Source organism: Fictibacillus enclensis (assembly GCF_001457035.1).
Lineage (GTDB): Bacteria > Bacillota > Bacilli > Bacillales > Fictibacillaceae > Fictibacillus_C > Fictibacillus_C enclensis.
Genome location: NZ_KQ758618.1, coordinates 899,462 through 922,247 on the forward strand (window position 1 = coordinate 899,462; position 22,786 = coordinate 922,247).

26 protein-coding genes and 1 other annotated feature are annotated in these 22,786 nt (G+C 44.3%); of the genes, 25 read left to right on the forward strand and 1 reads right to left on the reverse strand.

The window, feature by feature from the left end; all coding sequences use genetic code 11:
- Window positions 1-29: 29 nt before the first annotated feature.
- The 23 genes from mnmA (at window position 30) to AS030_RS14995 (ending at window position 20,767) form a co-directional block, all read left to right on the forward strand.
- A complete protein-coding gene (mnmA, locus tag AS030_RS14890; protein ID WP_061972669.1) occupies window positions 30-1,154 on the forward strand; it encodes a tRNA 2-thiouridine(34) synthase MnmA in 1,125 nt (374 codons plus the stop codon).
- Window positions 1,155-1,254: 100 nt separating this feature from the next.
- The gene (locus AS030_RS14895) at window positions 1,255-1,896 is read left to right on the forward strand and encodes a tetratricopeptide repeat protein (RefSeq protein ID WP_061972672.1); all 642 of its coding nucleotides are present in this window, start codon (window positions 1,255-1,257) and stop codon (window positions 1,894-1,896) included.
- 45 nt (window positions 1,897-1,941) lie between these two features.
- Entirely contained in the window at window positions 1,942-4,242 is a 2,301-nt protein-coding gene (gene recD2 / locus AS030_RS14900; protein ID WP_061972675.1) for an SF1B family DNA helicase RecD2, read from the forward strand.
- 43 nt (window positions 4,243-4,285) lie between these two features.
- Window positions 4,286-4,756 (forward strand): PRC-barrel domain-containing protein, encoded by a 471-nt coding sequence (locus tag AS030_RS14905; RefSeq protein ID WP_162264554.1) that lies wholly within the window; start codon window positions 4,286-4,288, stop codon window positions 4,754-4,756.
- Window positions 4,757-4,779: 23 nt separating this feature from the next.
- Window positions 4,780-4,977 (forward strand): hypothetical protein, encoded by a 198-nt coding sequence (locus AS030_RS14910; RefSeq protein ID WP_061972679.1) that lies wholly within the window; start codon window positions 4,780-4,782, stop codon window positions 4,975-4,977.
- A 10-nt stretch (window positions 4,978-4,987) separates the two neighbouring features.
- A complete protein-coding gene (locus AS030_RS23695) occupies window positions 4,988-5,173 on the forward strand; it encodes a hypothetical protein (RefSeq protein ID WP_141687091.1) in 186 nt (61 codons plus the stop codon).
- A 109-nt stretch (window positions 5,174-5,282) separates the two neighbouring features.
- Window positions 5,283-6,365: an AI-2E family transporter gene (locus AS030_RS14915; protein ID WP_061972681.1), complete on the forward strand. Its 1,083-nt coding sequence runs from the start codon at window positions 5,283-5,285 to the stop codon at window positions 6,363-6,365.
- Between the two features lie 25 nt (window positions 6,366-6,390).
- Window positions 6,391-6,609, forward strand: a binding site (T-box leader).
- Between the two features lie 81 nt (window positions 6,610-6,690).
- Window positions 6,691-9,327: an alanine--tRNA ligase gene (alaS, locus tag AS030_RS14920; protein ID WP_061972684.1), complete on the forward strand. Its 2,637-nt coding sequence runs from the start codon at window positions 6,691-6,693 to the stop codon at window positions 9,325-9,327.
- 61 nt (window positions 9,328-9,388) lie between these two features.
- Window positions 9,389-9,661 (forward strand): IreB family regulatory phosphoprotein, encoded by a 273-nt coding sequence (locus AS030_RS14925; protein ID WP_061972686.1) that lies wholly within the window; start codon window positions 9,389-9,391, stop codon window positions 9,659-9,661.
- Window positions 9,661-10,089: a Holliday junction resolvase RuvX gene (gene ruvX / locus AS030_RS14930; RefSeq protein WP_061972688.1), complete on the forward strand. Its 429-nt coding sequence runs from the start codon at window positions 9,661-9,663 to the stop codon at window positions 10,087-10,089. Before AS030_RS14925 ends, ruvX begins: the two co-directional genes overlap by 1 nt.
- Before the next feature lie 9 nt (window positions 10,090-10,098).
- Entirely contained in the window at window positions 10,099-10,395 is a 297-nt protein-coding gene (locus tag AS030_RS14935) for a DUF1292 domain-containing protein (RefSeq protein ID WP_061972691.1), read from the forward strand.
- Between the two features lie 181 nt (window positions 10,396-10,576).
- Entirely contained in the window at window positions 10,577-11,704 is a 1,128-nt protein-coding gene (gene mltG, locus AS030_RS14940) for an endolytic transglycosylase MltG (protein WP_061972693.1), read from the forward strand.
- Window positions 11,705-11,766: 62 nt separating this feature from the next.
- A complete protein-coding gene (locus AS030_RS14945) occupies window positions 11,767-12,423 on the forward strand; it encodes an O-methyltransferase (RefSeq protein WP_061972696.1) in 657 nt (218 codons plus the stop codon).
- Between the two features lie 22 nt (window positions 12,424-12,445).
- Window positions 12,446-13,087, forward strand: coding sequence for a uridine kinase (udk, locus tag AS030_RS14950; RefSeq protein WP_061972698.1), 642 nt, complete (start codon window positions 12,446-12,448; stop codon window positions 13,085-13,087).
- 163 nt (window positions 13,088-13,250) lie between these two features.
- Window positions 13,251-13,727, forward strand: a complete 477-nt coding sequence (gene greA, locus AS030_RS14955) for a transcription elongation factor GreA (RefSeq protein WP_061972701.1) — start codon at window positions 13,251-13,253, stop codon at window positions 13,725-13,727.
- Window positions 13,728-13,823: 96 nt separating this feature from the next.
- Window positions 13,824-15,560 carry a peptidoglycan D,D-transpeptidase FtsI family protein gene (locus AS030_RS14960; RefSeq protein WP_061972703.1) on the forward strand — a complete coding sequence of 579 codons (1,737 nt, stop codon included), beginning with the start codon at window positions 13,824-13,826 and terminating at the stop codon, window positions 15,558-15,560.
- A gap of 86 nt (window positions 15,561-15,646) precedes the next feature.
- Window positions 15,647-16,276 (forward strand): YrrS family protein, encoded by a 630-nt coding sequence (locus AS030_RS14965; RefSeq protein WP_061972706.1) that lies wholly within the window; start codon window positions 15,647-15,649, stop codon window positions 16,274-16,276.
- Between the two features lie 198 nt (window positions 16,277-16,474).
- The gene (locus AS030_RS14970; protein ID WP_061972709.1) at window positions 16,475-17,122 is read left to right on the forward strand and encodes a class I SAM-dependent DNA methyltransferase; all 648 of its coding nucleotides are present in this window, start codon (window positions 16,475-16,477) and stop codon (window positions 17,120-17,122) included.
- A gap of 24 nt (window positions 17,123-17,146) precedes the next feature.
- Window positions 17,147-17,851: a 5'-methylthioadenosine/S-adenosylhomocysteine nucleosidase gene (gene mtnN, locus AS030_RS14975; RefSeq protein WP_061972711.1), complete on the forward strand. Its 705-nt coding sequence runs from the start codon at window positions 17,147-17,149 to the stop codon at window positions 17,849-17,851.
- A complete protein-coding gene (locus tag AS030_RS14980; protein ID WP_061972714.1) occupies window positions 17,844-18,311 on the forward strand; it encodes an S-ribosylhomocysteine lyase in 468 nt (155 codons plus the stop codon). Before mtnN ends, AS030_RS14980 begins: the two co-directional genes overlap by 8 nt.
- A gap of 14 nt (window positions 18,312-18,325) precedes the next feature.
- The gene (locus AS030_RS14985; protein ID WP_061972716.1) at window positions 18,326-19,249 is read left to right on the forward strand and encodes a PLP-dependent cysteine synthase family protein; all 924 of its coding nucleotides are present in this window, start codon (window positions 18,326-18,328) and stop codon (window positions 19,247-19,249) included.
- On the forward strand, window positions 19,250-20,383 hold the full coding sequence (locus AS030_RS14990) for a bifunctional cystathionine gamma-lyase/homocysteine desulfhydrase (protein ID WP_061972719.1): 1,134 nt from the start codon (window positions 19,250-19,252) through the stop codon (window positions 20,381-20,383).
- A gap of 144 nt (window positions 20,384-20,527) precedes the next feature.
- Window positions 20,528-20,767, forward strand: coding sequence for a YrhC family protein (locus AS030_RS14995; RefSeq protein ID WP_061972722.1), 240 nt, complete (start codon window positions 20,528-20,530; stop codon window positions 20,765-20,767).
- A 64-nt stretch (window positions 20,768-20,831) separates the two neighbouring features.
- On the opposite strand, the gene menA is transcribed toward AS030_RS14995, so the two are convergent.
- A complete protein-coding gene (menA, locus tag AS030_RS15000) occupies window positions 20,832-21,722 on the reverse strand; it encodes a 1,4-dihydroxy-2-naphthoate octaprenyltransferase (protein ID WP_061972724.1) in 891 nt (296 codons plus the stop codon).
- 603 nt (window positions 21,723-22,325) lie between these two features.
- Here menA and AS030_RS23700 point away from each other — a divergent pair.
- Window positions 22,326-22,475: a YrzI family small protein gene (locus AS030_RS23700; protein WP_240482347.1), complete on the forward strand. Its 150-nt coding sequence runs from the start codon at window positions 22,326-22,328 to the stop codon at window positions 22,473-22,475.
- A 134-nt stretch (window positions 22,476-22,609) separates the two neighbouring features.
- Window positions 22,610-22,759, forward strand: a complete 150-nt coding sequence (locus AS030_RS23705) for a YrzI family small protein (RefSeq protein ID WP_139168389.1) — start codon at window positions 22,610-22,612, stop codon at window positions 22,757-22,759.
- The last annotated feature ends 27 nt before the right edge of the window (window positions 22,760-22,786 follow it).

A 22,786-nucleotide genomic window follows, 5' to 3' on the forward strand; every position in this document is an offset into this window, starting at 1 on the left:
CTCATTTATAAAGAAAGGGGGGTGATGAAATGTCAACAAGACACGAAAAATCACCTGCAGAAACAAGAGTCGTCATCGGGATGTCCGGTGGGGTCGACTCCTCTGTTGCGGCATTGATGCTTAAACAGCAAGGATATGATGTAATCGGCATCTTTATGAAAAACTGGGATGATACCGACGAGTTCGGGGTCTGCACCGCCACTGAAGATTACAATGATGTCATTGCTGTAGCCAACCAGATCGGCATACCTTATTATGCGGTCAATTTTGAAAAAGAATATTGGGACAAGGTATTTACCTATTTCCTTGAAGAATATAAAGCAGGAAGAACACCAAATCCTGACGTGATCTGCAACAAGGAGATCAAATTTAAAGCATTTCTGGATCATGCGATGAGTCTGGGGGCTGACTTTGTGGCAACCGGCCATTATGCGCGTGTAGCCGAACAAGACGGCGAAGTAAAAATGCTGCGCGGCGTGGACGAAAACAAAGACCAAACCTATTTTTTGAATCAGCTCTCCCAGGAACAGATTGAAAAAGTAATGTTTCCGATCGGAGAATTGAACAAGCCTCAAATCCGTCAAATGGCTGCAGAAGCAGGATTGGCAACAGCCAAGAAAAAGGATTCCACAGGAATTTGTTTTATTGGAGAACGTGATTTCAAAGATTTTCTAAGCAATTATCTTCCGGCAAAACCCGGTGAGATGCGAACCCTTGATGGTGACTTCAAAGGAAAGCATGATGGTCTGATGTACTATACCATTGGCCAGCGGCATGGCCTCGGGATCGGTGGAAGCGGCGAACCCTGGTTTGTTGTCGGCAAGGATTTGACCGAAAATGTTTTGTTTGTGGAGCAGGGCTTTGATCATGAATCGCTCTACAGTGAGAGCCTGACCGCTGTTCAGCCAAGCTGGATGAGCAATAAGCCAATGGAAAAAACATTCCATTGCACAGCAAAATTCAGATACCGGCAGCCGGATAAAGGAGTAACCGTTAACCTTCTTGATGACGGAAAGCTGCATGTGGTCTTTGATGATCCACAACGTGCGATTACACCCGGACAGGCGGTTGTATTCTATGATGGAGACATCTGCCTTGGCGGTGCCACCATCGATGAAGTAATCAAAAACGGCGAACCTATTTCTTATCTGTAAAAAGATAAAAACCAGTCCATGTATGATCGTGGACTGGTTTTTTCTTCAAGAACAAATTTTTGTTATACTTTAAACAGTATAAGGATTCAGGAGGAAACAAGTGGAACAGGATTATTTAAAAAAGGGAAAACTGGAAGAAACCGCACGAAAACTGGAACAGCAGATTGAACAGGAGCCGGATAATCCGGTCCTTTACATCAATTACGGAAACCTGATTTCCGCTGTTCATGAGTATGAAAAAGCTATTGCTTTTTTTGAAAAGGCGCTTCAGCTTGATCCCGAGGCAGGTACAGCATGGTACAGCATGGGGATCGCGCTCTATGAGCTTGAACGGTATCCGGAGGCAGCACACTGTTTTCAGCAGGCATTGCATAAAGGAATCCAGGAAGGCGATGTCTATTTTATGCTCGGCATGTGCTACGTTCAGAATAACGAACAAAGGCGCGCGCTTCCGCACTTTTTGCGTGCCACAGAACTGGACAGCAATGACGTGGAATCACTATTTCAGTATGGACTCTGTCTCGCTCAGATGGAACGGGTCAATGAGGCTGTAGACGTGTTTCAAAGGGTGACCGCAAAAAATCCAAAGCATGCGGATGCGTTTTATAACCTTGGAGTAGGCTACGTCTATTTTGACAAACCGCAGGAAGCACTCGAGGCTTTTAATCAGGCGCTGTCTATCCAGCCGGATCACTACCTTGCAGCGAATGGCAAAAAAAATGTGGAAAACTTACTGAACTAAGAGCTGGTTTAATGCCAGAATTATTATGAAGTCAGGAGACAAATGATGGATAAACAGTCTTCTTTCGATTTATTCGATGAACAAGCAAAATATGTAAAGGGAACGTTGATTACAACTATTTTTTTTAATAAGGAAAACCTGTACACCGTAGCCCGCATACGTGTTCATGAGACGAATGAGGCGTATGACGAAAAAGAAGCCGTCATTACCGGGATCCTCCCGCCGCTTTACCAGGATGACCGTTATATTTTCTTTGGGCATTTTAAAGAACATCCAAAGTACGGCAAGCAATACCATGTAACGCAATTTCGCAAAGACATACCACAGACGAAGGAAGGTATGGTTCAATATTTATCGGGCGATTTGTTTCATGGCATTGGCAAAAAGACGGCACAGGCCATTGTGGACCATCTGGGAGAAAATGCGCTATCTTCCATTCTGGAAAATCCCGATGTTCTCAATGGAATTCCGCAGTTGAATGAGGAAAAGGCGAAAAACCTGTACGATGCTCTCGTTGAACATCAGGGTCTCGAACAAGTGATGATCACTCTGAATCCCTTTGGTATAGGACCTCAGCTGTCCATGAAAATTTACCAAACCTATCAGGAAGAAGCCCTCCATAATATCCAAAACAATCCGTATCAGCTCATCTACGATATTGAAGGCATCGGTTTTCAGCGGGCAGACGAACTCGGAAGAGGGATCGGGCTGTCCTATAACCACCCTGAAAGAATCAGAGCGGGCTGTCTTTTTGTTCTTCAGGAAAGGGGAACCGATGCAGGGCATGTTTATCTGCCTGCAGACTTTGTGCTGGATGAAGTGAAAAAATTGCTGACAAATGGGGAAGCGCCTATTAGTGACAGCGATATTTTCCGTGAAATCGAAGCGCTTCGGGAAGACAAAAAAATGATGATGGAAGAAGACCGGCTGTATTTGCCGTCTCTTTACTTTTCCGAAAAAGGGCTGGCTGAATCGGTAACAGGAATTGCCGGACAGGAAGAATATAAAGAAGCGTTTCCGCAGGCGGAATTTTTAAAGGCGTTAGGTGAGCTTGAAGAGCGGCTCGGTATTCAATATGCCCCTTCGCAAAAACAAGCGATTGAAACGGCCATTTTTTCGCCGCTTATGGTTCTTACAGGAGGACCTGGAACCGGGAAAACAACGGTCATTAAAGGGATCGTGGAAGTCTATGCGGAGCTTCATGGCGTTTCGCTTGATCCAGCCTCATATAAAAAAGATGAGCCGTTTCCGGTGCTTCTTGTTGCCCCGACCGGGCGTGCCGCCAAACGGATGTCGGAATCAACAGGCATCCCGGCATTCACCATCCACAGGCTGCTCGGCTGGAAGGGCGGAGCGGGCTTTGAACATACCGATGAAAATCCGCTTGAAGGCAAACTCCTGATAGTGGATGAAATGTCCATGGTGGATATTTGGCTTGCGCATGCCCTTTTTAAAGCAGTGCCCGGAAATATTCAAGTGGTGATTGTGGGAGATGAAGATCAGCTGCCTTCTGTCGGTCCCGGCCAGGTATTACGCGATTTCATTTCTTCTAAAGTCATTCCGACGGTTGAATTGAAGGATATATACAGGCAGGCCGAAGGGTCTTCCATCATTGAACTCGCTCATCACATGAAAAACGGTGTTCTTCCAAACGACCTTGCAAAGAGAAAGTCGGACAGAAGCTTCTTTTCATGCCAGACCCATCAGGTGATGGAAGTGGTTAAGCAGGTGTGTCAAAACGCGCGTCAAAAGGGATATACGGCCCGGGATATTCAGGTACTAGCCCCCATGTATCGCGGGAACGCGGGCATCGATATCCTGAATCAAAAACTGCAGGAATTATTTAATCCGCCTTCACCGCAAAGGCGCGAACTAAACATCCAACAGGTGGTTTATCGGGTCGGGGATAAAGTGCTTCAGCTCGTTAACCAGCCGGAAGACCTTGTGTACAACGGGGATATGGGTGAAATAGTATCGCTCATTTATGCTAAAGAAACAACGGACAAAGAAGACCAGCTCGTTGTGGCGTTTGATGAAGTGGAAGTGGTTTATACACGCTCTGATTTTCATCACATTACTCACGCCTACTGCTGTTCCATCCATAAATCCCAGGGGAGCGAATTTCCCATTGTCATCATGCCTGTTGTAAAAAGTTATTTCCGTATGCTGAGACGGAATTTAATTTATACCGGCATTACAAGGAGTCGGGAGTTTTTAATCCTGTGCGGGGAAGAATCTGCTTTTGAACTGGCAGTCCAAAGAAATGATGAAGCGTCCAGATTTTCCCGTCTGAGAGACCGGCTGACTCAATATCAGATGGAAAACCTTTCAAGCATGAATCCCTGACAGAGGTGGGATGATAAGGATGTTCGGAAGGGTGGGGGTTACTTTGCGAACATTTTCATTTTTAAAAGGGAAAAAAGCTGTTCTTTCGGCTAACCGAAAAACCATCGGCAAAGTCGAAGATATACTGACAGATTCAAGGGGAAATGTGCTGGGCTTCATTTTATGCGGAAACAGCCTTTTCTTCCGGAAAGCGTATCTGCCGTATGAGTCAGCCAGGATTCAGGAGGAGGACTCCGTTCTGCTTTGCAGCTGCAGACCATCCAGGGTGCCTTCCTATTCTAAAGGAACATTCCGGATGGAAAAACATCCTTGCTGCCTGCTGAAGCAGGCTCTCTTATCCAAGGATGGAGAGACAGAAGCGGTGGTTGAGGATGTATACTTTTCAAAAGATTGGGGCAGGATTGTAGCCATTGAGGTATCAAAAGGATTGTTTTCGGACTGGACGGATGGACGATCGCTGATTTATTCGCATGAGCCGTTGCATATCGGGAAGCAGTCACTTTTTGTACGATAGTGCTATAAAGGAGGACCCCACATTTGAAATGCCCCAACTGCAGCCGTAAGGATATCGGCAAGATCGGCGTTAATCAGTATTATTGCTGGAACTGCTTTATTGAATTATCCATTGTAAATGGCATACTGTCCCTTCACCAGGTGGAAGAGGATGGCAGCTTGACCTCGCTGGATGATCTGTTTGAGGATCAAGATTTGTCCTACAAGGCGGATGTCCAATAAGCAGGCTAACTTGATAAAAGGGTTGGTGACTTCAATGAACAGCTATATAAAACCCGTACTTGCTCTCGGTCTTTGGGCAGCTATCTACGGAATGAAATCCCGGAAAAACGGGATGAGCTTTATGGGGATGGATGATATGCTGTCCTCAAAACGCGTACGACGACTGCGTAAAAGACTGGCAAAAGCCATTTATTAATGAAAAGAAAGTCCATGCTTAGAAGCATGGGCTTTTTTGATGGGTTGAGCTTTTCCTTTTCTTACATGAAAAATGGTCAGGAGGAAACAATAAGGGGGGAGGTGATACCATGCAGCGGGAGAATTACATAAAGTGGATCATCCGTTTATCTCTTCTCGTTTTGCTGTTTCTTTGCGGCTGGCTGCTGTTGAAACTGGCCCCTTTTTGGGTTCCTGTTCTTACGATTCTAAAAGCCGTGCTGTTTCCTTTTTTTATTGCCGTTTTCATCACCTATTTACTTCATCCGCTTGTGGAAATACTTCATCGGAAGGGCATGCCGCGCAGCTTATCCATTTTGTGCATTTACCTGCTTTTTTTCGGCGGAACTGGTTATGCCCTATACAAAGGAATACCCTATATGATCCTTCAGATCAGGGAATTGGCGTCCAATCTTCCCACCATATCAAAAACGTATCAAAGCTGGCTGCTTGAAGTGGATCATCATACATCAAGCCTTCCGAAATCCATTCACCTCAGAATTGAGGATTATATTCATTCAGGTGAACGTTATTTGCAGAAAAGCGCAGCCAATGTCATTGGCTCTATTAAAAAACTTGTGGATTATTTTTTTGTACTCATCATTATTCCGTTCCTTGTTTTTTACTTTTTAAAGGATATTGACGGCATTAAACGGGTATGCTGGTACTTGACGCCGCAGAAGTGGAGAAGAGAAGGAAGACAGGTTCTCAAGGAAATTGATGGTTCGCTGGGAGGTTACATCCGGGGGCAATTATTGGTGGGAACGCTTCTTGGGGCTGCTGCTATGCTTGCACTGTGGCTCGCTGGTATGCCGTATCCCATTATATTGGGGATTATTATTGCTATCACGGATATTATTCCGTATTTTGGGCCCATTCTTGGCGCTGTACCGGTCATCTTCATCGCGTTTACCATTTCTGTTAAAATGGTTCTCATTGTTGCCGGCATCATGCTGGTATTGCAGTTCATCGAAGGAAACATTTTGGGTCCGCTGATCGTGGGGAAAAGCCTTCACATCCATCCCGCATTGATCATTATGGCGCTGCTGGCTGGCGGTGAAATCGGAGGGGTGGCCGGGCTGATCCTGGCTGTGCCTGTGTTTTCAATCATGAAGGTTATTATTGTGCATATACGGAACCACCGGTTGCAAGCCAAGATTGACAAGATGCCCTAGAAGGAATTATACTACTGCTAGATAAAGCAAAACGATGATGGAGATAAGTATGTTTTGACCCTTTTCCAAGAGAGGAAACCCCCGGCTGTAAGGTTTCTAAAAGGAAAGAACAGAAAGCTACTCCCGAGTGCAGTTAATCCCTGCCGGTGAAACCCCGTTACGGTTTACATAAGGTGATGATTTCGGTGTTCGGCTTAAATCATAACCAGGGTGGTACCGCGTGATAACAACTCTCGTCCCTGATGCAGAATCAGGAACGGGAGTTTTTTATTTTGGCAGAACAGGGCGCTACCGCTTTTTCTAATAACGAAAGGAGAGTGGAAAGATGAAAACTTTAACGTCTGCTCAAGTAAGACAAATGTTTCTTGATTTTTTCCAGGAGAAGGGCCACAGTGTGGAGCCGAGCGCTTCCCTTGTGCCTTATGAAGACCCGTCACTTTTGTGGATCAACAGTGGGGTTGCTACCCTTAAAAAGTATTTTGACGGCCGGGTGATTCCGGAAAACCCGAGAATCGTTAACGCTCAGAAATCAATCCGTACGAATGACATTGAAAATGTGGGGGTTACCGCACGCCACCATACGTTCTTTGAAATGCTCGGAAATTTCTCCATCGGTGATTATTTCAAAGAAGAGGCGATCATCTGGGCCTGGGAATTCTTGACCAGTGAAAAATGGATCGGTTTTGATTCAGAGAAACTATCAGTCACTATCCATCCGGAAGATGATGAAGCCTATGAGCTTTGGAACAAAACCGTAGGGGTACCGCCAGAACGCATCATTCGTTTGGAAGGGAACTTCTGGGATATCGGAGAAGGGCCAAGCGGACCGAATACAGAAATTTTCTACGACCGAGGAGAAAAATACGGCAGTGATGCAAATGATCCTGAGTTATACCCGGGTGGGGAAAATGACCGTTACCTCGAAGTATGGAACCTGGTGTTTTCCGAGTTCAACCATAATCCAGACGGAACGTACACACCGCTTCCAAAGAAAAACATTGATACCGGAATGGGACTCGAACGGATGGTCTCTGTTATTGAGGACGTTCCAACGAACTATGACACGGACTTGTTTATTCCGATCATTCAGCAAACGGAAAAGCTTTCTGGCAGCAAGTATGGCCAATCAAAGGAAGCGGATACCGCGTTCAAAGTGATTGCTGACCATATCCGTACCGTTGCCTTTGCTGTATCTGACAATGCACTTCCATCAAATGAAGGCAGAGGGTATATTCTACGCCGCCTGATCAGAAGAGCCATTCGCTTTGCCAAGCAGATTGGACTTGACCGGCCGTTTATGTTCGAACTTGTTCCAACCGTAGCAGATATCATGGTGGACTATTATCCGGAAGTAAAAGAAAAAGTGCCGTTTATCCAGCGCGTCATTAAAAACGAAGAAGAGCGATTCCATGAAACCATCAATGAAGGACTTGCGATCCTTGAAGAAGTCATCAAAAAGGAAAAAGCAGCCGGAAGCAGCACAGTTTCAGGTAAAGATGCCTTCAAGCTTTATGATACGTTTGGCTTCCCGTTTGAACTGACTGAAGAATATGCTGCAGATCATAACATGGAAGTCGACCGTACAGGATTTGAAAAAGAAATGGAAGGCCAGCGTGAGAGAGCCCGTTCGGCACGTCAGGATGTGGATTCCATGCAGGTGCAATCCGGTGTGTTAAGCGACATCAAAGCACACAGCGATTTTGTGGGCTATGACGAAGAGCGGAGCACATCAAAAGTATTGGAAACCCTTCAAAACGGAGACCGCATCGATATCCTTGCCGAGGGAGAAGAAGGCCAGGTCATTCTTGACATTACTCCGTTTTATGCGGAAAGCGGAGGCCAGGTTGCTGACCAAGGCACGATTACGGGCGAAGGACTGGAGCTGTTTGTTAAGGATGTTCAAAAAGCACCGAATGGACAAAATCTCCATACCGTCGTTGTAAAACAAGGAAACCTTCGCAACGGAATAGAAGTTGTCGCTCAGGTTGATACTGAAAAACGTGCGGCTATTGTGAAAAACCATACGGCTACCCACCTGCTGCATCAAGCGCTGAAGGATGTTCTCGGTACTCATGTGAACCAGGCAGGTTCCCTAGTGGCACCTGGAAGGCTTCGATTCGACTTTTCCCATTTCGGCAGCATTTCACAGGAAGAAATCGAGAGCATTGAAGATATTGTCAACCAGAAGATCTGGAAGACCATTTCTGTGGATAAAATGCAAAAGCCGATTGAGGAAGCAAAAGCGATGGGAGCGATGGCCTTATTCGGTGAGAAATACGGAAAAGTGGTTCGAGTGGTTCAAATTGGCGATTACAGCCTGGAATTATGCGGCGGCTGCCATGTGCAGAATACCTCGGAGATCGGCCTCTTTAAAATTCTTTCAGAGACTGGCATTGGTGCCGGTACAAGAAGGATTGAGGCTGTAACCGGACAGGAAGCCTATCAGGTCATGAAGGGACAAGTCCAGACACTGCGTGACTCTGCAGCTTTGCTGAAGACCAATGCAAAAGAAGTTCCGAGCCGTATAGAAGCGCTGCAGCACCAGGTGCGGGAGCTCCAGCGGGAAAAAGAGGCATTATCCGCGAAGCTCGGCAATCTCGAAGCAGGAAGCCTGATCAACGAGAAAGTGGAAATCAATGGTGTTCCGGTGATCGTGAAAAAGGTTAATGCTGCGGACATGAATGGTCTGCGCTCCATTGTTGATGATTTGAAAAATAAACTTTCAAGTGGAATTGTCGTACTTGGTGCGGTAAATCATGATAAAGTGAATATTGTCGCGGGAGTAACCAAGGACTTGATCCCAAAAGGCTATCACGCAGGAAAACTTGTAAAAGAGGTGGCTTCACGCTGTGGCGGAGGGGGCGGTGGCCGTCCGGATATGGCGCAGGCAGGTGGAAAAGACCCTGAAAAACTTGATGCTGCCCTGGAATACGTAGCAGAAGCAGTGAAATCTGTTTCCTAATCCCCCTATTAAGGGTACAATGAGGATATAAAGGGAGAAGATAGAGAAAGAGGTGTTGGTCGTGAGTTCTATGGACAAAACAATGAAGTTTAACTTTCATGACGATTCAATGGATCCCAATGTCCAAAAAGTGCTGTTTTCAGTGTATGAGGCACTTCAGGAAAAAGGATACAATCCGATCAATCAGATTGTAGGCTACCTGTTATCAGGAGATCCAGCTTATATTCCCCGCCACAAGGATGCAAGAACCATGATTCGAAAGATTGAGCGGGATGAACTGATTGAGGAACTGGTTAAATCCTATCTTGACACAAAGAAAGAGGATTCTCTCTAATGACCCGGATTTTGGGACTGGATGTAGGATCCCATACGGTAGGAGTGGCTGTGAGCGATGAGATGGGCTGGACAGCTCAGGGAATCGAAACGGTCAGAAGGAAACCGCATCAGCCCGATGAAGTTTTTGAACGTATTGGCGATTGGATTAAACAGTATGATGTGAAAGAAATTGTGGTCGGCTTGCCCAAAAATATGAACGGATCCATTGGTCCGAGCGGGGAGGCGTGTCAGGAATTTGCCAATAAGGCAGAAGCCAGGTACGGGCTACCTGTTGTATTATGGGACGAGCGTCTGACGACGATGGCTGCTGAAAAAATGCTGATTTCTGCTGATGTCAGCCGGAAGAAGAGAAAACAGGTCATCGACAAAATGGCCGCGGTTTTAATCCTTCAAGGATATTTGGACAGCCGTCAATTAAAAAAATGAGGTGATCAAATGGCAAACGAAGAAAAAGAACATATTATTATCCCAGGTGAAAACGGAGAAGAGAATCTATTTGAAGTGCTGATGACGATTGATGGCAGCACAACGCCAACCGGACATTCATACATTCTTCTTGTACCGGCAGGCGAAGATCAGGAAGATGATAGCGACGAGCAGGAAGTTTTCCCTTTCCGCTTTGAGGACAAAGGAGAAGGCGAAGACGATATCGAGCTCTTCCCTCTGGAAACAGATGAAGAGTGGCAGATGATTGAAGAAACCTTAAACGCATTTCAGGATGAAGAAGAATAAAACGACTTCGCAGCTAAAGGTAAACTTTAGCTGCTTTTTTTATGCAAATTGAACATACTAAATGACTATACCAGTACACCAGAGATTTGAAGATTCATGCTGTTTTCTGTTTCTTTATTATGGAAACTAGACATGAAAATTACTTATCAGTATAATGAAGCAGATGAAAGGGGAGAAAAAGGTGTCACAATATAATGGTGTTCCCGGCGGTCCAACAGGTTTCGGTAAGAAAAAGAGAAAGAAAAAAGTACTTACAGTCCTGGCCGTCATTATAGTGCTGCTGGCAGCGGCTGCTATTTTTGGCTATACATATATTAAAGATGCGCTCGGCCCTGCCGATGCAGGAAATAAAAAGGATGTAACCGTTGATATACCCATCGGTTCTTCTGTCTCAACGATCGGAAAGATTTTGGAAAAAAACAACCTGATCACAAGCAGTCTGGTCTTTCAGGTGTATGCCAAGACCAAAGAAAATGGGAACTTACAAGCCGGAGTCTATGACCTTAATCCTTCCATGAACATGGACCAATTAATCGCTGCTCTTAAAAACGGAAAAGTATACCGCCATCCTGAAACATCGTTTACCATACCGGAAGGATTTATTGTTCCGCAGATAGCAGAAGTGATTGCGAAAAATACCGGCAAAAGCAAAGAAGAAGTTATGAAGACGATAAATGATCCGGCATTTGTCAAAGAACTCCAAAAGCAGTTTCCTGTGATCGACAATAAAGTATACAACAAAAAAATATACTATCCGCTCGAGGGCTACTTGTTTCCGGCCAAATACGAGTTTGATGAAAAGCAACCCGATGTTAAGGCCGTCATCACAAAAATGGTGCAGAAAACGCAAAGAGTAATGGACGGCCATCAGGAAGAAGTCAAAAAGAGCGGCAAGAAACCATACGAAATTCTCACGTTGTCGTCCATGATTGAAGAAGAAGCCCAGCGGCCTGAAGACCGTCCCAAAATATCAGGCGTATTTTATAACAGGCTTAAAAAAGGGATGAAGCTTGATTCCGACCCGACGGTTAAATATGCCCGCAAGAGCTTTAAAGTGCAGGTTCTCTACAACGAGCTGAAAGTGGATTCTCCTTATAATACTTACAAGTACAAGGGGCTGCCTATTGGTCCGGTTGCTTCCCCGGGCGAAGAAGCGATTATAGCGGCATTGAATCCTGAACAAACAACGTATTACTTTTTTTATGCACGTCCAAACGGACAAGTCATCTATACAAAAACATATAACGAGCATAAAAGAATCGTTCAGAAATACCGTCATGAATGGCAGGAACGTGCAGGGAAAAGCTAAAAAGAAAACATGACAGGTTGTTTTTATGATATAATGTTTCGGTTAAGTAAGGAGGCATAGCCTTGATATCACAGGAAGTCCAGAATTATATTGAACAATTAATACCCAGTCGGGATATTCGAATTCAAAAGATAGAGGAGTACGCCAAAGAACACGGTGTACCCATTATGGAGCTCGTGGGCATTGAAGTTCTGCTGCAGCAGCTTCGGATGATACAACCCCAAAAAATACTGGAAGTGGGAACGGCTATCGGATATTCAGCGATAAGAATGGCTGAAGCCTTGCCGGATGTGTCTATCGTTACGATTGAAAGAGACCCGGAACGCTATGAGCTGGCACTTCAAAATATAGAAGAATTTGGCCTTTCTGAACGAATTGAAGTATTGTTTGGCGATGCCAACGAATTGGTCGATGAAGCCGGAAAAAAGGCACCTTATGATGTGGTCTTTATTGATGCAGCTAAAGGCCAGTATCAGCGTTTTTTTGAAAGTTATGGAGAGTTTCTCCGGCCAAAAGGCATCATTTTTTCAGATAATATTCTGTTTAAGGGATATGTGACCGGCGATGTTCATCCAGGGACCAGGAGGCTGGCTTCCCTCGTCCGGAAAATACGTTCATACAATGAATTTCTTATGAATCACAATGGATATACAACTGCGATTTTGCCAGTAGGAGATGGCCTGGGCATCAGCATTAAAAAAGATAATGAGCAGCGTTAGAGATTTCGGAAGGAGAAAGAACATGGTACAAAAACCGATTGTCATTGGGGTAGCCGGAGGATCGGGCTCCGGAAAAACAACTGTAGCGAAAGAAATTTACCGCCAGTTTGCCGATCAGTCGATTCTCATCATTGAACAGGACTCCTATTACAGAGACCAATCCGATAAAACAATGGATGAGCGCTTGAAAACAAATTATGACCATCCTTTGGCATTTGATAATGACTTATTAATTTCACAATTAAATGCTCTTTTGGAATTTCAATCCATCGAAAAACCTGTTTATGACTATACAGCGCATACAAGAAGTGATAAAATTATCCCAGTTGAACCGAAAGATGTTATCATTCTTGAAGGAATTTTGATATTGGAAGATGAGCGTCTCAGAGATCTGATGGATATCAAGCTCTTTGTCGATACAGATGCCGATGTACGCATCATCCGACGAGTGGTCAGAGATACACGGGACAGGGGACGAACACTTGAATCAGTGATCGATCAATATACATCGGTTGTACGCCCGATGCACAATCAATTCATTGAGCCAACCAAACGATATGCGGATATCATCATCCCTGAAGGCGGACAAAACCGGGTAGCCATTGATTTGATGGTAACCAAAATTCAAACGATCCTTGAAGAAAAAGCAATATTAAAAAAATGAGGCCGAGCCCTCATTTTTTGCTCGTATACTGGATGTTGCGAAGTGAAAATTTGGCAAGCGCTTTATTTTTTAGTAAGGTGTAAGCATCCACTATACATATCCGATCTATTAGACAACATATATAGTTATCAGGGTACTGATTAATTGAAGGAGTGAATACAGTATGTCAGAAGAGAAAAAGCATTATATGACACTTGAGGGTAAGCAAAAGCTTGAAAACGAACTAGAGCAATTAAAAACTGAAAAAAGAAAAGAAGTTGTAGAACGTATCAAGATTGCCCGCAGTTTCGGTGACCTTTCTGAGAACTCGGAATACGATGCAGCCAAAGATGAACAAGCTTTCGTTGAAGCGCGGATTGTTCAGTTGGAAAAAATGATTCGTGATGCTGTAATCATCGAAGAAAACAAAGCTGCCGGAGATGTGGTTTCCATCGGAAAATCGGTCAAGTTCCTTGAGCTGCCCGATGGTGATGAAGAAACGTACAAGATTGTCGGAAGTGCCGAAGCGGATCCGTTTGAAGGCAAAATCTCCAATGATTCTCCAATGGCAAAAAGCTTGCTCGGCAAGAAAGTAGGAGAGCAGGTCTCAGTTCAGACTCCTGGCGGAGAAATTAGTGTCAGAATCATAGAAGTAAAATAAATGACTCAAGGCGCCAAAGCTCAAGCTTGGCGTCTTTTTATGTTGAACCGTTTAATAATTCCTTCGCGCGACCACACTGGGAGTGAGGTGGTCTCCATGAAAAGGATCCGTAAACGAATAGTTATTGCAGGCGCTTTGTTTCTTGCCTCATTGTTTTTGCTGGTGGGGCGGCTGATTCAAATCCAGCTCATTTCTACAGAATCTTTTTCAAAGCATAACATTAATTTAATCGATGAGAGTGTCAGACAGCGAACCCATTCTTTTATGATCAATGAAGGAAGAGGCTTGCTGCTCGACCGCAAAGGCCAAATGATTTCAGCTGAATTGAAACCGGCGATCATCTTATTTCCATTTATTCAGGACCAAAAAGGCACCATGGACAAGGTGGCAAACATACTGGGAAAGCCAACCGAAGAAATCAAAAGCGCACTGAAAGACCATGAGGAGCCCTTTGTCATCGCGGATGATCAGGATCAGATCACGCAGGAGGCGATGGAAGAAATTAATGGACTGCAGCTCCCCGGTGTTTATGCTCAATACATCTCCCGAACGAAGCACTCTCCCTTTGCCGGTGCGTTGCTGGGAGTCACCGGACAGGCACCGGAATTCATTAAGAAAAAATACCCCGACAAGCTGGAAAAGGGGACAATTACCATTAATACCAAAATAGGAAAAACAGGATTGCAGCAGGCGTTTGACCCTTTTTTGATTTCTGAGGGGGAGACGAAATTAATCTATCATGTGGACCGTTCAGGTTCCCCGTTATTCGGGCTGGACGTCAAGTATTTGTCTCCATCGAATCCTTTTTACCCGGTAAGTGTTAAGACGACAATCGACAGTACCCTCCAGGGGATAATGGAAAAGGCGGTAAAAGCGAGTGGTATCAAAAAGGGAGGGGCTGTGCTGCTCGATATCGGGAAGAATGAACTTCTCGGTATGGTAAGTGTCCCGTATACGTCCGGTTTAATGAAAAATCAAATGCTGAGCCGGCATTCTCCAGGCTCTGTATTTAAAATCGTAACGGCAGCTTCTGCTATCGAGCATCAAGATCTTGCAAGCGGGAAAACATTTGACTGTAACCTCGGGATTGATGGAAAAGAGGCAAAACACGCACTTGGAACGCTTGATTTTTCAGAGAGCTTTGCCCAAAGCTGCAATCGGACGTTTGGATTGCTGGCCAATGAAATAATGAAAGAAGATCCAAAAATGATCGATGAATATTCAGGAAAGCTTGGCTTGACCGGAACATCCGGATGGAGGGGACAAGTATACCATTATCCGGATTTTGCACAGTTTCCGGAAGAAGAAACAGGAAACATATGGGGTGCTTCTTCTGACAAAAAAGTCCCGCTGGCAGTCTCGCAAACGGCGATCGGGCAAAAAGATGTTCAAGTAACACCGCTCTCGGTTGCCAACATGGTTGCGGCCATTGCACGGGGCGGCATGGTAAAGGAAGTTAAAGCGGCAACAGAAATTGAGTATAAAAATGGAACAACGTTTCTTTCTTTTTCTGATCACAAAAAGGAAAACAAGATTGAGCCCTATACAGCAAAGAAGCTGCAAATGCTCATGCGCGGGGTGGTCACCAGCCCAAAAGGAACAGGACGTGCTTTAAATGGGCTGCCGTATAAGATTGCAGGAAAATCGGGTACAGCAGAAAAGGGTGACTCCAAAACATCCAATAAATGGTTTGCTGGCTACTTTCCCGCAGACCAGCCGAAATACGCACTGGTCATTGTCGATCTGGACTATAAAGGAGGAACCAATGGGGTTCTTTCCGCTTATTCAGACATCGTAAAACAAATTTACAAAAATGATAAAAAAAATAAATAAGGCACTCGACATACGCAAAATCTCAAACTTGTCGAATTCGTTTATCGTGGTAAAATTGATGTAGGCATAGTTTTGAGGAGGTAAGTATGGGAAGAAAAGAGTACCGTTCTCGTTTTGAGAAACGAAAACAAAATCGAGTGCTAAATATAGCAATTGGAGTCGTGCTATTATTAATCGTGGTAGTGGGAGCGAGCATTTTTATAAACGGAGGCAGCAGCCAGACAACATCATCAAATCATTCAGCCGACAAGAAAGATCAATCTTCTTCTGTAAATAAAGATTCAAATAAGAACGATGATTCGTCGATCGCTGTTGAAGATAAGAATGACAGTGAGGCTGCTGATGAGAATAAGGATGCTTCCAAAAAAGAAGATAGTGAAGACAAGGATAAAGAAGCCGCTGACAAAGAAAAATCGGAAGATAAGGCAAAAGGCGGTCCTGAAGGTCCTTGGGATCCGGTTGGCACATCTCAAACCGGTGAGCATACAAAATCGTATGACAAGGGATCCTCAGACTGGAGCGAACAGACAAAAGCTCTTTCCTATGCTTCAGGAATTCCTGAAGATCAAATGACCATCCTTTGGCTGGGTAACGGCGGAGGACCGGATAAATCGGTCGGACGAGTCCTTTCAAAAGCCGACGGATCCCGATATGAGGTTCAACTTCAATGGGAAGACGGAAAAGGTTGGAAGCCAACAAGCGTAAAAAAACAATAACTGGGAATTTAGTTAAAGCCGGTGGGGAGGCGCAATGCCTTCCTCCGGCTTTTCTTATGTGTTTTTAAAAGGGTAAGAATGGAAGCGCGGTTTCGTTGATTATTGCGGATTTCTATGATAAATTGTAACTTGTAACGATTTAATTCATAGTATAGTGATAGGAATTATATATATTGTGATAAACGGAGTGAAAATATTATGGGCAGAGAGTTTATTTCACTGTTTGATGAGTGGGCAGAATCCTATGATCAATCGGTTTCAGGAAAAGATGAAGAGTATAGGGAAGTGTTCGAGCAGTATGAACACATTCTCGAAACCGTCGCATCCAAAACGACAGGAACAGTTGTGGAATTTGGAGTAGGGACCGGAAATCTCACAGAAAAGCTGTTGAAAGCGAGAAGAACTGTATACGGTATAGAGCCTTCTTTAGGAATGCGAGAAAAGACAAAAGCCCGTTTTAATGACCTTGAATTGTTAGACGGTGACTTTTTAACGTTTCCACAGCTTCCAGGTGAAGTGGACGCGATCGTCAGCACTTACGCTTTCCACCATCTCACAGATGAGGAAAAGGACTCAGCCATCCAATTATATAGCCAGATTTTAAAAGAAAATGGTAAAATTGTTTTTGCGGATACAGCATTCACTAATGAAGCCGACCGGGAGGAAAGACACCGAATTGTAAAGGAAAAGGGATACCTGAACCTACTTCAGGACTTGCAGACGGAATATTATACGACCATTGACGTGCTGGATGATCTTTTCCGCAAGCACGGATTTGACGTTTCCTTTGAAAAACTGAACACCTACGTTTGGCTGATAGAAGCTGTTAAGACCAAAAAAATCTGAACAGAAGATACTGGAGTTGTCGCTATGAAAATTGGGATTATTGGGGCTATGGAAGAAGAAGTCATCATTCTCCGCAGCCAACTTGCCGAGAGAAAGGATACAAAGCTGGCCGGATGCGAATTCTATGCCGGCCGGATCGATGGACTTGATATCGTTCTTTTAAAATCGGGTATCGGTAAAGTAAATGCAGCCATTGGAACAACGCTAATGATTGAGATGTTTAACCCGGATTGCATTATCAACACAGGTTCGGCGGGTGGTTTCCACCAGGATTTAAACGTGGGGGATGTTGTTATCTCCACTGAGGTTCGTCACCATGATGTGGATGCCACCATTTTTGGTTATGAATACGGACAGGTGCCTCAAATGCCCGCCTATTATGTACCGGACCCAGAATTAGTGTCTGTTGCAGTAAAAAGTGCGGAAAAAGTCAGTGGTATTCAAGTCGCTAAAGGACTTATCGCTTCCGGCGACTCCTTTATGAGCGATCATGACCGTGTAGAATTTATCCGGACCAAACTTGCAGGTCTTTATGCCGCTGAAATGGAAGCAGCAGCCATTGCGCAAGTGGCTTACCAGTTTAATGTCCCGTTTGTTATTATTCGGTCACTGTCGGATATAGCTGGCAAGGACGCCCGTATATCCTATGACCAATTTTTGGAAACCGCATCGAAGCATTCTGCAGAATTGATTTTATTAATGATTGAGGAGTTGAAACAGAATGGTTAAAAAAATGAATGTAGAAAGTTTTAATTTGGATCATACTAAAGTAGCAGCGCCTTATGTGCGCCTGGCTGGAACAACACAAGGTAAAAACGGAGATGTGATTCATAAATACGATATCCGTTTCTGCCAGCCGAACAAGGATCATATGGATATGGCCGGACTTCACTCCATCGAGCATTTGATGGCAGAAAACATTAGAAATCATCATGATTCTGTAGTAGACATCAGTCCGATGGGATGCCAGACCGGTTTCTATCTTTCTGTGATTAATCACGATAACTATGAAGAGATTCTCGATGTCTTGGAAAAAACACTGCATGATGTTTTAAAAGCCGAAGAAGTGCCAGCCTGCAACGAAGTCCAATGCGGATGGGCTGCCAACCACAGTTTGGAAGGGGCCAAGCAAATTGCAGAGAAGATGCTTGAGAAAAAAGACGAATGGAATAAGGTATTTGCTGACTAAGAGGAGCCTGAGCAATGACGGTTTACAAAAACATACATGAATTGGTTGGAAATACACCACTGCTTCAGCTGACCCACTTTCCGCTGCCTAATAAGGTGAAACTCTTTGCGAAGCTGGAATACTTTAATCCGGGCGGAAGTGTGAAGGACCGGTTAGGAAGAGAATTATTGGATGAAGCCTTTCGTTCGGGGAAATTAGCTGAAGGAGGAACCATCATTGAACCTACGGCCGGGAATACGGGTATCGGGCTGGCTCTTGCTGCGCTTAATCGTGGAGTCCGTGTCATTTTCGTAATCCCAGAGAAGTTCAGTATAGAAAAACAGGAAATTATGAAGGCGCTGGGCGCAACCCTCATCCACACTCCAACAAATGATGGAATCAAGGGGGCTATCAAAAAAACGGAGCTGCTCCTGAATGAAATCCCAGGTTCGTTTACGCCTGCCCAATTTTCCAATCCTTCCAATCCGACGACGTACTATAAAACACTGGGGCCTGAGATATGGAACGATTTGAACGGTAAGGTAGATATCTTTGTTGCAGGAGCAGGAACGGGAGGCACCTTCATGGGTACTGCCCAATTTTTAAAAGAAAAGAATCCATCACTAAAAACGGTGATCGTCGAACCGGAGGGCTCCATCCTTAACGGAGGCCAGTCGGGTCCTCACAAAACGGAAGGAATAGGCATGGAGTTTCTGCCGGACTATATGGACCCTTCTTATTTCAATGCCATTCATACAGTAATGGATACAGACGCGTTTTCCAGGGTGAAGGAACTCGCGCAAAAAGAGGGGATTTTGGTAGGCAGTTCCTCGGGTGCTGCGCTTCACGCAGCCTTGCTGGAAGCAGAAACTGCAGCTGAAGGCTCATCGATTGTCACGATCTTCCCCGACGGAAGTGACCGATATTTAAGCAAGAAGATTTATGAAGGGGGAATTTAAATGAAACGTAAAACAAAATTAATTCACGGCGGGATTCCAAGTGATGCAGCAACAGGCGCTGTTTCTGTTCCCATTTATCAAGTGAGCACATATAAACAGGAAGAAGTCGGAGTCCATAAAGGGTATGAGTATTCCAGAACCGGAAATCCTACCCGTTTTGCACTCGAGGAGCTTGTAAAAGACCTTGAAGAAGGAAGAAGAGGATTTGCATTTGGTTCCGGCATGGCTGCCATCACTGCAGTCATGATGCTTTTCAGTTCAGGAGACCATGTCATCTTAACGGATGATGTGTATGGCGGTACGTACCGGGTGGTGTCCAAGGTGCTGAACCGTATCGGCATTGAGTCAACACTTGTTGATACAACTAATTTGGATGCCATTAAAGAAGCAATTCAGCCTAATACAAAAGCTCTTTATGTGGAAACACCAACAAACCCGCTGCTAAAAGTAACCGATCTTAAGGCGGTGTCCCAGCTGGCAAAAGAAAGCAGCCTTTTATTGATCGTGGACAATACGTTCAGCACGCCATATTGGCAAACTCCGATCAAATTCGGTGCCGATATCGTCCTGCATTCAGCAACGAAATACCTTGGCGGACACAGTGATGTGGTAGCCGGAGTTGTTGTAGTAAATGATGACAAACTTGGTGAGGACCTGCACTTTGTTCAAAACTCCACAGGCGGCATTTTGGGACCTCAAGATTCATGGCTTCTTATCAGGGGGATTAAAACACTTGGCTTGCGAATGGAAGCTACGGAAGCCAACACAAAAAAAATCGTGGATTTCCTTTCCGGTCATCCAACGGTTAAAAAAATCTACTATCCGGGTCTTGAGAGCCATCCGCAGCACGAGATTGCCAAAGCACAATCCGGCGGATTCGGAGGCATGATTTCATTCGATGTAGGAAGTGAAGAAAAAGCAACAGAGGTGCTCAGAAAGGTTCGTTACTTTACGCTGGCTGAAAGTCTTGGAGCAGTGGAAAGCCTGATTTCTGTTCCAGCAAAAATGACTCATGCTTCCATACCGGCTGAGCGCCGTGCTGAGCTCGGTATTACCGATGGACTGATCAGAATCTCTGTTGGTATTGAAGATGCTGAAGATTTGATCGAAGACTTAAAAGAAGCACTGGCATAAAACCATAGCTGATTGGTTTAAAAACTCCCGTTCCTCTTTGGAGGAAACGGGAGTTTTTTTTCATTTATTTGTCAAAAATTACGTGTGTCCTTGTACCTGTTCTATGTTATTGTAATACAAGAGGTTAGGAGGCTGGTTAAAAGTATGGAATCAAAAGGATTGCAAGACCTAAAGCAGAAGATCCAGGACTATCAGCACTACGGGATTGTCCTATTAGGGCTAAGTTCTTTTATGTATTTGGGAACCGTCATTCCGTTCGCAGGCAAAGACGTCACCGATGAAATCGTCTGCGGAACCACATCATTAACTGGACTAGGATTTACAGCACTTATGTACTTTCAGGCAAAGCGGCTGAAAAAACAGCTGCAGGATATAGAATCATAAAACAAAAAAATGACCGGCAGCTTGTGGGCTGCCGGGCATTTTTTTGTATGAAATAATAGTCATTCTATATTGATATACCGATTAAGGTGCCTATGCAAAGAAGAATTCCAAAGCCTAAATGAAGCATGGCCGTTAATCCAAGTGAAGTGTTCAATTCTTTGGGATCCCAAGTGCGGAGACTGATGGACAGAGCTTTAATCGCCACGGGAAGTGACAAGAAAGCGAGCAGGCTCCATATAGGAAGCATAGAGATTGCTACCAGGATCAGCAACAGTACATAGGCGCCAATCATTAAAATCAAATATTCAACGCGGGCGCCGGTTCTGCCGAGCAAGCCGGCGACGGTGATTTTGTTAATCAATTTATCGCTGTCAATGTCTCTTAAATTATTGGCCTGCAAAATTGCCATAATCAAAAAGGCATTCGGCAGTGCCATAAGAACAGTACCCCAATCGACGGCAAGTGTCTGGACATAAAACGAACCGATGACGGCAAGTACGCCGAGCGTGGTGCCGGAAGCGAACTCTCCAAACCCATTATAGGCCAAAGCGTAACGAGTGGCCGTATAGAAATAGCCAATCAATAGAGATGGAATACCGATATAAAGAATAAAGCGGCCTGTGAGACCTGCCAAAACCAAGCCGATGATACTGCCGAGAGCAAAAAAGATGAGACCGGTAATATGGACTTGTTTTGGGGTCATTTCTCCGCGGTCAATAACGCCTGAAGGGCTGAGTGATCCAGGCTGGTCAGCACCTTTTACATGGTCGTAATAATCGTTGACCAGATTTGTTCCGCACTGCATAAAGACGGCACCAAGGAGTGTTAAAACAAATAGTCCCCAATGAATGCTTGTGGATTGCAGAGCAAGTATGGTTCCAAAAATAACCGGTATGATGGAAGCCGTTAATGAAAATGGCCGTGTAGAAGCCAAAAAAACTTTAGGGCTTATCATAATGTTCCTCCTTACTAAAAAACAAATAATGTAGCATAACCATTATAATACAAATGTTTGTGAAAATGTACACAATATACCTGTTCCAACGAAATTGTAATGGCAGGAATGGAATCATTTTCTTTGAGCGGAAAAACGTTATAAAATGGGTGATCTTTTTCCCTTCTTCCGCATATAAATAAATTGTTTGAAAAAAGTGGTTTACAAGTTACCAAGTTATGGTTATACTTACCGTGTAAAGAATAATCAGAATTTATAAAGGAGGTCGAACACGATGATGAGATTACAACCGATTACAGCGTCACTGCAACCTTTTTCTGCACAACTACAACTTCATGCAACACTACGTTGTTCGGCCATTGGACACCAGCTTTTTTGATTTGCGATTTTTGATAAAAAAGCGCCGCAGGCCGAATGATGCCCTGTGGCTTTTTTGCGCCCTTTTTTAGGGAAGGCTGCAGGGATCTGACTCCCTGCGGCCTTTTTTTATACAACTAAACGTGAAGGAGATGACAGGAATGATGATTAGCATTGCTTTATTAACCTGGTTTTCACTGGAGAAGGATATGGACTGTTAAATGAATATGAAAGGGGGAATGCCCAATGATTACACTGAACTTGTTTTTTGGAACCATTACGCTATCGTTTCAGGGTAAAATGAACAGCCAAAATGAATTGATTCATCAGCAGCATGTAAAGAAGATGTACCAAGAAACTCAAGAGAAATTGATGAACAATGTTCACATGTATTAAAACCCAAACATGAAAAAATGAATGAAAAAGGAGAGGGTAGGAATGATGAAGCGAAAACTGGTATTTCTGAATTGGATGGTAACAGAGAAAGATACGACCTGAAAGGGTAAGAAAGCAGGAAAGGAGGAGTCTGTATGCTGACATTGAACCTTTTCTTTGCTACGTTGACCATTTCATTAAGGAAGAATGAAAGAACATACAAAGATTATGTGCATCAACAAAATGTGAACGAATTGTTCGAAGCGGCCCATACAAAGGCTGGCGAGGCGAACTATTTAAGATAAATGAACGGCAAAACCGCCCATGCAAAA